The organism is Diaphorobacter caeni, assembly GCF_015354245.1.
Classification (GTDB): Bacteria; Pseudomonadota; Gammaproteobacteria; order Burkholderiales; family Burkholderiaceae_C; genus Diaphorobacter_A; species Diaphorobacter_A caeni.
Window position 1 is genome coordinate 222,437 of sequence record NZ_JADKYZ010000004.1, and the last position, 13,037, is coordinate 235,473.

The 13,037-nt window shown below is 61.5% G+C and carries 11 protein-coding genes; 7 read left to right on the plus strand and 4 right to left on the minus strand.

Going from position 1 to position 13,037, the window contains the following annotated elements:
- Positions 1-168 precede the first annotated feature (168 nt).
- Complete coding sequence (locus ISG32_RS11890) at positions 169-2,313, plus strand: putative bifunctional diguanylate cyclase/phosphodiesterase (RefSeq protein ID WP_194771230.1); 2,145 nt, start codon at positions 169-171, stop codon at positions 2,311-2,313.
- A 31-nt stretch (positions 2,314-2,344) separates the two neighbouring features.
- Here ISG32_RS11890 and ISG32_RS11895 read toward each other — a convergent pair whose 3' ends face one another.
- Both ISG32_RS11895 and ISG32_RS11900 read right to left on the minus strand, forming a co-directional pair.
- Complete coding sequence (locus ISG32_RS11895; protein ID WP_228529758.1) at positions 2,345-3,160, minus strand: SDR family NAD(P)-dependent oxidoreductase; 816 nt, start codon at positions 3,158-3,160, stop codon at positions 2,345-2,347.
- A gap of 78 nt (positions 3,161-3,238) precedes the next feature.
- Positions 3,239-3,958 carry a TetR/AcrR family transcriptional regulator gene (locus tag ISG32_RS11900; protein ID WP_194771232.1) on the minus strand — a complete coding sequence of 240 codons (720 nt, stop codon included), beginning with the start codon at positions 3,956-3,958 and terminating at the stop codon, positions 3,239-3,241.
- Positions 3,959-4,035: 77 nt separating this feature from the next.
- Here ISG32_RS11900 and ISG32_RS11905 point away from each other — a divergent pair, with 77 nt between their 5' ends.
- On the plus strand, positions 4,036-4,833 hold the full coding sequence (locus ISG32_RS11905) for a class II aldolase/adducin family protein (protein WP_194771233.1): 798 nt from the start codon (positions 4,036-4,038) through the stop codon (positions 4,831-4,833).
- Entirely contained in the window at positions 4,779-6,203 is a 1,425-nt protein-coding gene (locus ISG32_RS11910; protein ID WP_194771234.1) for an MFS transporter, read from the plus strand. Before ISG32_RS11905 ends, ISG32_RS11910 begins: the two co-directional genes overlap by 55 nt.
- Positions 6,204-6,304: 101 nt before the next feature.
- Here the strand turns inward: ISG32_RS11910 and ISG32_RS11915 are convergent, their stop codons facing one another.
- Complete coding sequence (locus ISG32_RS11915) at positions 6,305-7,273, minus strand: Bug family tripartite tricarboxylate transporter substrate binding protein (protein WP_194771235.1); 969 nt, start codon at positions 7,271-7,273, stop codon at positions 6,305-6,307.
- 20 nt (positions 7,274-7,293) lie between these two features.
- Positions 7,294-8,292, minus strand: a complete 999-nt coding sequence (locus ISG32_RS11920) for a Bug family tripartite tricarboxylate transporter substrate binding protein (protein WP_194771236.1) — start codon at positions 8,290-8,292, stop codon at positions 7,294-7,296.
- Between the two features lie 360 nt (positions 8,293-8,652).
- Between ISG32_RS11920 and ISG32_RS11925 the strand changes: the two genes are divergently transcribed.
- The 4 genes from ISG32_RS11925 to ISG32_RS11940 are packed head-to-tail and all read left to right on the plus strand — an operon-like array spanning position 8,653 to position 13,025.
- Positions 8,653-9,942, plus strand: a complete 1,290-nt coding sequence (locus ISG32_RS11925) for a four-carbon acid sugar kinase family protein (RefSeq protein ID WP_194771237.1) — start codon at positions 8,653-8,655, stop codon at positions 9,940-9,942.
- Positions 9,939-10,937, plus strand: a complete 999-nt coding sequence (pdxA, locus tag ISG32_RS11930) for a 4-hydroxythreonine-4-phosphate dehydrogenase PdxA (RefSeq protein WP_194771238.1) — start codon at positions 9,939-9,941, stop codon at positions 10,935-10,937. The genes ISG32_RS11925 and pdxA overlap by 4 nt, the downstream gene beginning before the upstream one ends.
- Before the next feature lie 35 nt (positions 10,938-10,972).
- Complete coding sequence (locus ISG32_RS11935) at positions 10,973-12,109, plus strand: iron-containing alcohol dehydrogenase (RefSeq protein ID WP_194771239.1); 1,137 nt, start codon at positions 10,973-10,975, stop codon at positions 12,107-12,109.
- Positions 12,110-12,125: 16 nt separating this feature from the next.
- Positions 12,126-13,025 (plus strand): dihydrodipicolinate synthase family protein, encoded by a 900-nt coding sequence (locus ISG32_RS11940; protein WP_194771240.1) that lies wholly within the window; start codon positions 12,126-12,128, stop codon positions 13,023-13,025.
- The last annotated feature ends 12 nt before the right edge of the window (positions 13,026-13,037 follow it).

Here is a 13,037-nt window from a genome sequence, read left to right on the forward strand (position 1 = left end):
CTGAAATTGTGAACATGCATTAACACAATCGACCGCTCACAGCGGACCATTCGGATACATGTTCTCCCTTGGCTTGGCAAGCATATATAAACATTTGTATCCTCTGTCATGGTGGCGTTACGACAAGGATGCCCCGCAGTCTTGCATGCTGGGGTTTTGGGAGTCACGATGGTCAGGCAGGTCAACAAACCGGGAATCGGAGCCGAAGGCTTCATCATTGCGCCGACGCCATTGAGCCCGGTCCGGCCCGACGGGCAGCCGCTCGCCTCCCGCGCTCACCACCTCGTCTCCGGCATGCTCCAGACGCTGGACCTGTTGCCCCAGCCCACCTGGGTCCACGTTCACGCCACCGGCGAGAGCCACTACAACCTCGCCTGGCAGCAGTTCACCGGCCAGAGCGCGCGCCAGTTGCTGGCGCACGACTGGCTGAGCTGTCTGCATCCCGAAGACCAGCACCAGGCCCGGCTGCTGTGGCAGCAGTTCCTCGAGCGCGGCGACGCCTTCACTCACGACTACCGGCTGCAGCACCATGACGACATGTACCGCTGGTGCCATATCCAGTCGGCCAGCCCCGAGGCGGACGACCTTGGCGTCTCGCTCATCACCTGCAGCGACGTGCACGAACACATGATCGCGCGCCAACTGCTCAGCGAAAACGTGCGCATGCGCAACAAGATGCTGGACGTGAGCGTGGACTGCATCAAGATCATCCGCCCCGACGGCGCGCTCACCCACATGAACAAATCCGGCTGCGACGCGCTCGGCGTGGCGGCCGACTCCGGCTTCGGCATGGAATGGCTGAACCTGCTGCCCGGCGACATCCGTGTGCGCGGCAAACGGGCGCTGCGCGTGGCGCGCACCGGCAAGAACGTCCGCTTCGCCGGCATGAGCGTGATCCCCGGCCAGAAACCGCAGCACTGGGACAACATCCTCACCCCGATGCAAGCGGCCGACGGAAGCACCTCGGGCATTCTCTGCGTCTCGCGCGACGTCACGCTGCAGAAGGAGGCCGAGCGACGCCTGCGCATCGCCAGCGACACCGACGACCTCACCGGCCTGCCCAACCGCCGCGCCTTCAAGAACAAGGTGCGCAACCTCATCCAGCATTGCCGCGAAGAGAAGCAGTCCTTCGGCCTGCTGCTCATCGATCTGGACCACTTCAAGCAGGTCAACGACACCCTCGGTCACACGGCGGGCGACCACCTGCTGCGCGTGCTCGCCAAGCGCCTGACCGCGCATTTGCCACCCAGGGCGCTGCTCGCGCGGCTCGGGGGTGACGAGTTCGCCATCGTCGTCAACGACGTCACCGACGAGACCGAACTGCTGCGCGTGGCCGAACAGGTGCGCGTGCAGATCAACGAACCCATCCACTACGCGAGCAAGGTGATCAACGGCGGCATGAGCATCGGCTGTGCGCTGTTCCCGCGCGACGCCAAGGACACGGCTGGTCTGCTCAAGTGCGCCGACACCGCGCTCAACGACATCAAGGCCGCAGGCCGTGGCGGCGTGCGCATGTTCAGCAGCGACATGCACGACGCCGCCGAATACGCCGCCCTGCAGGTTGCGCAGGCGCACCTGATCGTGCGCGACGACCTCATCGTCCCGCACTACCAACCCAAGGTGAACCTGCACACCGGCGAGGCCGTCGGCTTCGAGGCCCTGCTGCGCTGGAGAGATCCGGTGCACGGCCTGCAGAGCCCCACGACCGTGCTCGAAGCCTTCAAGGACTACGAGCTCGCCACCCGCATCGGCAACGCCATGCAGACCAAGGTGCTCTCGGACATGGCCCGATGGATCGACGAGGGTCTCACGCTGCTGCCGGTGTCGATCAACGTCGCGCCGGTCGAGTTCCTGCGCGACGACTTTGCCGAGCGCTTTCTCAAGCGCCTCGCGCTGCACCGCATTCCGCACCACCTCATCGAGCTGGAGATCACCGAATACGTGCTCGGCGAACGCGGCTCCGAATACGTCGCCCGCGCGCTGCGCCTGCTGAAGGAAGCCGGCATCCGGATCGCGCTCGACGACTTCGGCACCGGCCATTCGTCGTTCACCGACCTGCGCGACTACCCCGTCGACTGCATCAAGATCGACCGTGATTTCGTGCAACGCACGCCCAAGGACAAATCCATCCGCGCCATCGTCAAGGCCATGTGCCAACTCGCCGCCGACCTGTCACTGGACATCGTCGCCGAAGGCATCGAATCGCAGGAGCAAAGCCTCGTGCTGCAGACGGCAGGCTGCTGGATCGGGCAGGGATACCTCTACGCCAAGGCGCTGCCAGCGGATCAGGCGGGCGAGATGTTGCGCAAGTAATCCCTCATGGCATCCGGGGTTGGCGCATTGATCAGGCTGCGCTCAGTTCGCGAAAGTTCATCCAGTGCGAAGTAGCCAACCAGCCGCAATCCACCGGGAGAGAAACGCCGGTGATGGCGCTTGCATCGTCACCGATGAGAAAGCTGACTGTCGACGCGATCTCGGATGTCTCCACCAGACGGCCCATGGCCGTGTGATCTTCGATGGTTCCTGCATCGCGTTTTCCTGACTCCAGCTTGCCTCGGAAAATAGGCGTCAGCGTGAATCCAGGGGCCACCGAGTTGACGCGCACCCCCCTGGGGCCAAACTCGCCCGCAGCCAACGCCGTAAGCGCTCCCAGTGCCACCTTCGATGGTGCGTAGGAATGCAGTGGCAATGGGCGCAGTTCGTTGATGGAAGTGATGTTCACGATGGATCCGCCACCACCCGCGATCATGGACGTCACCAACGCCTTGATGCAGTTTTCCGCACCGAAGTAGTTCACATCCCAGATGCGGCGCGCCACTTCCTGATCCATTTCCAGCAACGGTTTCACGTCCTGCAGCACACCTGCAATGTTTACGAGACCCGCCACTCCACCCTCACGTGCGTTCAGCATTGCCGCCAAGTGTTCGATCTGCTCCTTGTCAGACACATTGAGCGATGCGAAGACCATGCGCTCGTCCTGCGTCAGTGACGCCTCCAATGCCTCCACGCTCATGTCGGTGGCAATGACCGTCCAGCCATCCGCATGCAAACGCTTTGCCACGGCTGCGCCAATACCGCCTCCCGCCCCCGTCACCACAACGCACGCACCACCACGCTTGCGTCGTTCCTGTCCTTGGCCAGTCTTGTCTCCTGAATTCATATGGCGTCCATTCGAATTAATTACTAAACAAAACGTTTAGTTTATTAAATCATCGTAAGACGTCAAATTGCGGATAGGTCAGCGTGTCACCTTCGCAACAGTCCTCGATTTCTTCGCCGTGGGCTTTTTGGAATGCGCGGGAGACGGTGTAGGAGGAGGAATCGCCAGGTCAATCGAATTGGGCACCCGCTCCAGTCCTTTCATCGCGAGAGCGACATGTTCATGCACGAATTCGCTGGTCAGCGGCTGGTGCCCCACCAACAAGCGGTAATACAGCGGTGCATACAACAGATCCAGGACCACGTTGGGGTCCGCCTTGTTGATGAGCCCGCGCTTCATCGCATCGATGACAATTTCCACCCCTTGCTTTCGGCGCTCGGCGATGTAGCCATCGCGAAATGCCTGGGCGATTTCGGGATCGGACTGGCTTTCAGCAATCAATGCCTTGACCATGGCACCCAAGATGCCGGTGAACTCGTAGGCCATCTGCATCAGTCGAGCCAGCACGCTCTGCAATGTGACCTCCTCGGGATAGGGAAGCGACTTGGCACCCTCGCGAAGAAACGCGGACATGATGACCGCTGCACGGTTCGGCCACCACTTGTAGATAGTGGCTTTGCTGACCTGCGCTTTGGCGGCGATCGCCTCCACCGTCGTGGCATGAAAGCCTTCTTTCGACAGCAGTTCATAAGCTGCATCCAGCACCGACTCTTCCACGGCCGCGCTGCGCTTTCGTCCACGCCCACCGGTTTTCGGACGTACTGATTCAACAGCCTCACTTGACTTTGTCTTTTTCATGATTTCAAATACTGAACGTTTAGTTCATTAATTAAACACATCAAATCGCACGCATACCACCGAGGAGCCGAAACAAGATGCGGGAGACCGACACATCATATTCATCATTTGACCTGCCAGTTCATCATTTGCAGGACGACAGTCCGGTCAGCGCAGCGGAGATGGCAGTGAGAACCGACCTTGCTGCCGCATATCGTCTTTGCGCCCTCTTTGGTTGGGATGATCTGATCTACACCCATCTGTCAGCGCGAGTTCCCGGAGACAAGCACCACTTTCTGGTCAATCCACTCGGGCTCGCTTTCGACGAAATCACAGCGTCCAATCTGGTCAAGATCGATTTGGAGGGCAATGTGATCGGGGAGTCCCTGATGCCGCCGAACGCCGCTGGATTCGTCATCCACGGTGGCATCCATTCCGCACGAGAAGACGCGCAATGCGTGATGCACCTTCACACCGAAGCCGGTATGGCGTTGTCGTGCCTTGAAGAAGGCCTGCTGCCGCTGAACCAGCATGCGCTGCGCTTCTACGGACGCGTGGGCTATCACGACTATGAAGGAATTGCGCTTACACATGGCGAGCGCGAACGTCTCGTCATCGATCTCGGCAACGCGGCCGCGCTGATCCTTCGCAATCACGGAACCTTGACCGTAGGTCGCTCCGTGGGTCATGCCTTCGTCGAAATGTTCTACCTCGAAAAGGCAGCGCGCGTGCAAATGCAGGTGCTGGCAGCCGGTCGAACCATTCGCATGCCCGATGACACGCTTGCAAAAATCACCAGTGAGCAATGGACACGCGATCTGATGAAAACCAATTCACGTGAATGGCCATCGCTGCTGAGAAGGCTGGACAAGGTCTCGCCCGGCTACGCAGATTGATCCTTTCCCAAACTCAACAGAAAAATTACGGAGACAAAATGGACACATCACAAACGGAAAAATCGACGATCAACAAGCTGTACTGGAACATTCTTCCTTTTCTCGTACTGTGCTACATCGTCGCCTTTCTCGACCGCGTAAACGTGGGCTTTGCCGCGTTGCACATGAATGAAACGCTGGCGTTTTCCGCCAAGATCTTCGGCTTTGGCGCGGGCATCTTTTCCATTGGCTACTTCCTCTTCGAAGTGCCCAGCAACCTGATTCTTCACCGCGTTGGAGCACGCATCTGGATTGCCCGCATCATGGTCACATGGGGCATCATCTCCGCCGGGTTCGCCTTCGTGGGCGGGGAGATGTCGTTCTATGTCATGCGTTTTCTGCTGGGAGTGGCCGAGGCTGGATTCTTCCCGGGCATCGTGCTTTACCTGAGCCTGTGGTTCCCTGCTCGCGTACTGGCAAGTGCCACCGCCATCTTCATTCTGGGGCTGCCTGTCTCCGTGCTGATTGGCGCCCCTGTGTCCACGGCCATCATCGCGTACATGAACAACTTCGCTGGCTTTCACGGTTGGCAATGGATGTTCTTGATCGAAGGCGCACTGGCTGTCGTTGTCGGAGTGATCGCATTCTTCAAGCTCGAAAGCTCACCCGCCAAAGCAAAATGGCTGGATGCCAACGAACGTCAATGGCTGGTCCAGACACTGGATCAGGAACGCCGACAGAAGGAGGGCAAGGGTCAGTACAGCGTCATGCAAACTCTCGTGAATGGCAAAGTCCTGCTGCTCTCGTTTGCGATCTTCTGCAACATCACGGCGCTGTTCGGCGTGACGCTGTGGATGCCGCAAATCATCAAGGGATTCGGCGGCCTCTCCAATACACAATCCGGCCTGCTCACTGCCATTCCTTATCTCTGCGCCGGCATCTGCATGGTGCTGAACGCACGCCACTCCGACAAGACCGGAGAAAAACGTCTGCACATTCTGCTGCCTGCATCGATCGGAGCCGTCGGCCTGTTGGTCGCTGGTTTCTCGCCCTCTCCCGCAACGGGGCTGATCGGCCTGTGCATTGCCGCATCGGGCATTCTGTCGAGCAATATCCTGTTCTGGCCGTTGCCCACCATGTTCCTGACAGGAGCCGCTGCGGCAGCAGGCATCGGACTGGTGAACTCCGTCGGCAATCTGGGTGGTTTTGTCGGCCCTTACCTCACAGGCTGGGCCCGAGACGCCTTCGGCAACTACGCTGCCGGCATGGTAGTTCTGGCTTGTATGGTGCTCGCCTACGGACTCATCATCTTCACGTTTCTCTCGGGCATGAACGCACGCGCAAGCCGTGCAGGCGGCGACGGATACGTCGGTGCGACTTCCAGTCGATAAGCGCGCCAATACGCTAAAAAAACAAAACGGCCGTGATTCCAATCACCGCCGTTGTGTTCATTCCAAAGGAGGCGTTAGCCGCAACGCTTCCACCTTTTCCGTCAATCAATGGTGATGCTGGCGTCCTTGATGATCTTCGCCCAGGTCAGCGACTGCGCGTCCAGCCATTGTTTGTATTCCGCAGCGCTGTTCGGCTGGAACTCGGCCTTGAGTTGTTCGCGGCGCTTGGTCATCTCGACGGTGCGCAGCAGCTGGTTCACCGCGACGTTGATCTTCGCCACCGTTTCCTGCGGCGTGCCGGCGGGTGCGAAAAGGCCTTGCGAGATGAAGGATTCAAAACCCGGAATGCCGGCCTCGTTCATCGTCGGCACGTCGGGCGCGAACGGTGAGCGCTTGGGCGCGGCAATCGCCACGGCCTTGAGCTTGTGGCCCTTGATGTATTCGGAGACTGCCGGCAGACCGCTGAACATCATGTCCACATGGCCGCTGATCAGGTCGGTGAACGCCGGACCACTGCCCTTGTAGGGCACATGCGTGAGCGAGAAGTCGCCCATGCGCTGCATCATCACGGAGGTCAGATGCGTGCTGCTGCCATTGCCCGATGAGGCGATGGTGAACTTGCCCGGATCCTTCTTCGCGGCCCTGATGATGTCGGCCATCGTGGGGGTGGCCGACTTCTCGGGAACGACCAGCACGTTGGCAAAGCGCGCCACGTCCACCACCGGCGCGAGCTGGCTCGCCTTGTAGGGCAGGTTCGGGTAAAGCGACGGGTTGATCGAATAGGCCGACGCATCCGACAGCAGCAACGTGCGGCCGTCGGGCCTGGATTTGGCGACGAAATCCGCGCCGATCACACCACCTGCACCGGGGCGGTTTTCCACGATCACCGAAGCGCCCAGCGCATCCGACAGGCCCGGTGCGATCAAACGTGCGAAAAGGTCGGAGCCGCCGCCCGGATTGAACGGCACGACGATCTTCACGAGCGGTTTGTCGTTTTGCGCGCTTGCCTGGGGTGCAAGGGCACTCAGGATCGCAGCGGCGAGTGCCGCCAGCGCGTTTCTCTTGTTCATGATTTCAGACTCCCTCGGGTTCAATCAATCTTGAGGTTGATGCTGTTGATCACCGTGCCGTAGCGATCCAGTTCGGCCTTGGTGAACTTGCCCAGTTCAGCCGCCGTGCTGGCCTTGCTGCGCACACCCAGCTTCGCAAGGCGCTCCTTGGCGTCGGGGTCTGCGAGCGCATCGTTGAGTGCCTTGTTCAGCCTGGACAGCACTTCAGGACTGACTTTGGCGGGTGCGTACAGCGAATACCAGGCATTCACCACGAAGTGGGGATAACCGCTTTCCGCAAACGTCGGCACGTTGGGCATCTCGGGAAGGCGCTCCGGGCTGGCGACGGCCAGCGCACGCACCTTGCCCGATGCGATCAGCGGCGTGGCGCTGGTGAGCGTGTCGAAGATCATGTCGATGCGCCCACCCATCAAGTCCATGGTGTGCGCATTGCCCCCCTTGTAGGGCACATGGGTGAGCTCCACGGTCGAGGCGCGCTTGAACAGTTCCGCGCCCAGATGCAGTGGCGAGCCGTTGCCCGCCGATCCGTAGGTGAGCTTGCCGGGCTCCTTTTTGGCTTGGTCGGTGATTTCCTTGAGGCTCTTGAAAGGCGAATCGCTCGCCACTTCGAGCACGATGGGCGCCTCGCCGATCATGCCGATGGGAGCGAAATCCTTCATCGCGTCGTAGCCCGGCTGACGATACAGGTGCGGGCTGATCGCGTGGCTGGACAGCGAGCCGAGCACCAGCGTGTAGCCGTCGGGCGCCGCCTTGGCGGCGAGGGTCGTGCCGATCGTCGTGCCCGCACCTGCGCGGTTGTCCACGATGACGGACTGCTTGAGCAGCTCTCCCATCTTTTGCCCGACGATGCGCGCCACCGCGTCGTTGGCGCCGCCCGCCGGATACGGAACGATCAGCGTGATGGGCTTGCTGGGGTACGGGTCTGCAGCAAAACCCAGTGGTGCAAGGCCAAGCAGCAGGCTGCTGGCGATCAGGGTGCGGCGAGCGATGGCGCGGCGCGTAGGGCGAGTGGATGTCATGCGTTGCTCCTCAAAGGTGGAATGTCGGTGCTCTGTCAGTTCATTTGCCTGCATGCCGAACCGCCTGTTTGTCATGCAGATTCGCACATGCCTATTGATCGTTTCGATCATTTATCAATCAATTTTTTGAATGAACCGATCAGACATTGTTTCCGAACTCTCTCCAATCAGGATTTTCCCCGATGTGAGAACTGTATTCATCATCCTTTTTGCAACCCCATCGGGACCTATACATCCATGAAATCCGCCAAATCAAACCCGAATCATGCAGGAAATGATCGAGTTGATTGGGGTTATCCCTTGATTTCAATCAGTTTCGATCAATTATGATTGAATCAATCAATTTTGAAACACAATGCAGTGAACCCTCCAACCGTCGTCGCCTACCGCCAGTACCTGATCCTTGCCGACGATTTGTCCGGCGCGGCGGACTGCGCAGCCGGTTTTGCGGCGGCTGGCTGGCGAACGCAGGTGCTTCTGGACGCTGACGAGCGTGCCACCCCAAACGATGAGCCTGCCGATGTGCTGACCATCGACACCGACAGCCGACGCGACGGCGCGGAGCAATCCGCCGCCAAGCTGGACAGCGCTCTGCGGTCGCATGGCACGGGCCGCACGGTGCTCAAGAAAATCGACTCCACCCTTCGCGGCGGCTGGGCGGCCGACGTGGCGTTCCTGCATGCCGCGCTCGGTCAGATCGCGCTGGTGATCCCTTCGTTTCCCGCCATGGGGCGGACACTGGTCGATGGCATCGTGCTGGTGCACGGCCAGCGCCTTGCCGAAACCGACACTTGGCAACTCGAACACGCCCAGCAGGAAGATCGCCCCGCGCACATGCTGAGCCATCTGGGCCTGCGCACGGAATCCGTGGCGTCGAGCCTCACTGCGCAGGGCATGGACGCGGTGGTTCAGCACATCCAGCAAGCGCAGGCACGTGGCGTACAGGCACTGGTGTTCGACGTGGCAAGCGATGCGGATCTGCAGACGCTGGCCCAGGCCAGCGCCCAAGTCAGCAATGCCTTCAGCGTGTGCTCCGCAGGTCTCAGCCATGCCATCGCCCGTCTGTCGAGCACGCCAGACGACGCACCACCGCCCCGCGTTCAAGGCACGGCTCATCGAGGCGGCACCGTCACGCTGGTCGGCAGCATGTCATCCGTCGCACGCGAGCAGTTGCGCTTTCTGGCGGCACAGCCCCATGTTCGCGTTCACGAAATCGCGCCCGCGCTGCTGCGCCACTCGGCTTCGCACGACGAGCCACAGCTTCAACGCCTTCAGCACACGCTGCTGCAGGAAATGGCACAAGGCCTGGACGTTGCTGTCTTCGTCGGCACCGATGCATCACTCGATCCCGCACAGGGCCCGCAGCTGGCGGCGCGATTGGCCCAGGTACTGAGCACCGCGTGCGCACAGGCCGCTGGCTTGGTGCTCACCGGCGGCGAGACCGCGCGCGCCGTGCTGCAGCGGCTCGGCATCCGGCGCCTGCATGTGCGTGCGGAAAGCGAGCCCGGCGTCGTGCTGTCGCAAAACGCATCCGCCCCCACGCCGCAGTGGATCGCCACCAAGGCAGGCGCGTTCGGAAACGCGCAATCGCTGCACCGCGCCATTCTTGCCATTCACGCCAAGCCACAGTCACCCACAGAGGAATCATGAGCGCACATCTTCCCGTTATCGGAATCACCATGGGCGACGCCGCTGGCGTCGGCCCGGAAATCATCGTCAAAAGCTTCGCCAATCCCGCGCTCTACGGCATGGCGCGCGCCGTCGTCATCGGCGACGCGCGCAGGCTGAAAACCGCCAATGAATTGCTCGGCCTGAACGTGCGCGTGCAACCCCTGAGAGACCTGGCCGACGCCCGCTTCGAGCACGGCGTGATCGACTGCATCGACCTGCCGCTGATCCCGGCCGACCTGCCCTTCGGCAAGCTGTCGGCGACGGCGGGCGATGCGGCATTCCGCTTCATCGACAAGGCTGTCGAGCTCGCCAAGGCAGGGCAAATCGACGCGATCTGCACCGCACCGCTGAACAAGGAGGCGCTGCACGCAGGTGGCCACAAATTCCCCGGACACACGGAAATGCTCGCGCATCTCACGGGCGTCGACGAGGTCTCGATGATGCTGGTCGCGCCCAACCTGCGCGTGATCCACGTGACCACGCACATCGGCCTGCTCGACGCGATCCGCAGGATCGAGCCGGGTCTCGTCGAACGCACCATCCAGCGCGGCTACGACACGCTGCGCAAGGCAAGGATCGAGAACCCGCGCATCGCCGTCTGCGGCATCAATCCGCATGCGGGCGAGAACGGTCTCTTCGGCTATGGCGAAGAGGAGGAAAAGATCATCCCCGCCGTGCAGAAGCTGCAGGGCCAAGGCATGAACATCGAGGGTCCGCTGCCCGCCGACACTCTGTTTTTCCGCGCAGGTCGGGGCGATTTCGATCTCGTCGTCGCCATGTACCACGACCAAGGCCATGGCCCGGTCAAGGTGCTCGGCCTTGAAGCGGGCGTGAACATCACCGTCGGCCTCGATGTGATCCGCACCTCGGTCGACCACGGCACGGCATTCGACATCGCGGGCAAGGGGGTTGCCGACGAGCGCAGCCTGCTCGAAGCGCTGCGCCAAGGCGCGGAACTCGCCACCCGCCGCTGAACGCATTCCCCACACAAGAACACGAAGGAACACTCATGCATATCCACAGCACGGTCCTGAGCGGCCACAAAGTACTCGACGACATCGGCTATCTGGTCAAGGGTCGCAGCAAGGTGCTGTTCGTCAGTGACAGGAACATCATTCAGATCGCGGGCGTGCAGACGCTGCTCGCACACGTAAAGGGCCACGCGCATGACGTGCTGGTGATCGACGATGTGCCGCCCGAGCCGTCCGACGCCGATGTACGCGGCATCACCGAAAAGCTGCCGCTCACCGGCGTGGAGTTCGTGATCGGCGTGGGCGGCGGCAGCGTGCTCGACGTGGCCAAGCTGCTCTCCGCCCTGGCGCATCCCGAATCACCCACGCTCGACGACCTGCTGGCCGGAACCAAGGTCACCCAGCGCGTGAAGGCGCTCATGGTGCCGACCACTGCAGGCACGGGCTCGGAGGCCACGCCCAATGCCATCCTCGCCATCCCCGCGCGCGAGACCAAGCAGGGCATCATCTCGCCCGCACTGCTGCCCGACTACGTGGCGCTCGCGCCCGAGCTCACGACCACGATGCCGCACAGGATCGCTGCGTCCACCGGTGTGGATGCGCTGTGCCACCTGATCGAATGCTTCACTGCGAGCATCGCCAATCCGGTCAGCGACAACTACGCGATGATCGGCATGAAGAAGCTGTTCGAGACCATCGAGACATCCGTCGAGCAGCCGGACAACCTCGAAGCCAAGCTCAACATGCTCTGGGCCTCGTACTACGGCGGTGCATGCATCGCGCATGCGGGCACGCACCTGGTTCATGCGATGTCGTACCCGCTGGGCGGCAAATACCACATCCCGCACGGCGTGGCCAACGCCATCCTGCTCGCGCCCGTGTTCGAATGGGTTCGCCCGCTGGCCGTGCCCAAGCTGGCACGCGCCTACGAGCTGGTTCCAGGGGTCGACCTCGCTCTCGACGACGACGCCAAGTCGCGTGCGCTGGTGCAGTACTTCTCGGATCTCGTGCGCCGCCTGAAGCTGCCCGCCAGCCTGCAGGAACTGGGCATTGGCCGCAAGCATCTGCCCGATCTGGTGAAGGCCGCACTCGATGTGCAGCGCCTCATCAGGAACGTGCCGGGCCAGGTGTCCGGCGACGACATCGAACAGATCTACCTCAAGCTCTTTCACTGAAATCCAGCATCCCGCCATGGCCAATCACAACCCGAAAATCGAAGCCATCCTCACCGCCATCATCACGCCGGTGGACACGGAGGATCAGTTCAACGAAACCGCCTTCCGCGAACAGGTCGAACGCCAGATATCCGCAGGCAACGGCATTTTCTGCGGAGGCACGAACGGCGAATTCTTCGCGTTGACCGAAGCCGAAAAACGCCGCGTGGCCGAGGTGACGATGGAGCAGGTCGCTGGCCGCGTGCCCGTCGTGGGCCATGTGGGCGAAGTATCGACCGCCGAATGTGTGCGCGCGGGCCGCTTCATCGCCGGCCTCGGCGTGGACGCCGTCGCCGCGATCACGCCCTGGTTCGTTCCGCTTTCGCAGGAAGACCTGCACTACCACTTCAGCACGATCGCCGACGCGCTCGAGGTGCCGGTCTATCTCTACAACATCCCCGCACGAACCGGCAACACCATTGCGCCGGAAACCGCACGCCGTCTCGCCGCGCACCCCAACATTGCTGGCATCAAGGACAGCGCGGGCACCTATGAAAGTCTCACCGGATTCATCAGCGTGGCCAGAGAGATCGACGGCTTCGCGGTGTTCAACGGCCCCGACAGCCTGATCCATCAGGGCTTCGTGGACGGTTGCGCGGGTGCAGTATCGGGTCTGGCCAACGTGGCGCCGCGTGAGATCAACAGCATCTGGACGCGGTTCAAAGCGGGCGATGTCGAAGGCTCGCGCAAACAGCAGGAAACCGTCACCAGCCTGCGCGAGACGCTCTACAAGGTCTGCTTCGCACCTGCGGCCGTCAAGCGCGCCGTGCGCCTGCTCGGCTACGACGTGGGTGACAGCAAGTATCCAGTGCGCATCGGCGCCGCGCAGGAAACGCAGATGCGGGAAATCCTCGCCGCGCACGACATCTCCAGGTGACGGATGCGGAAG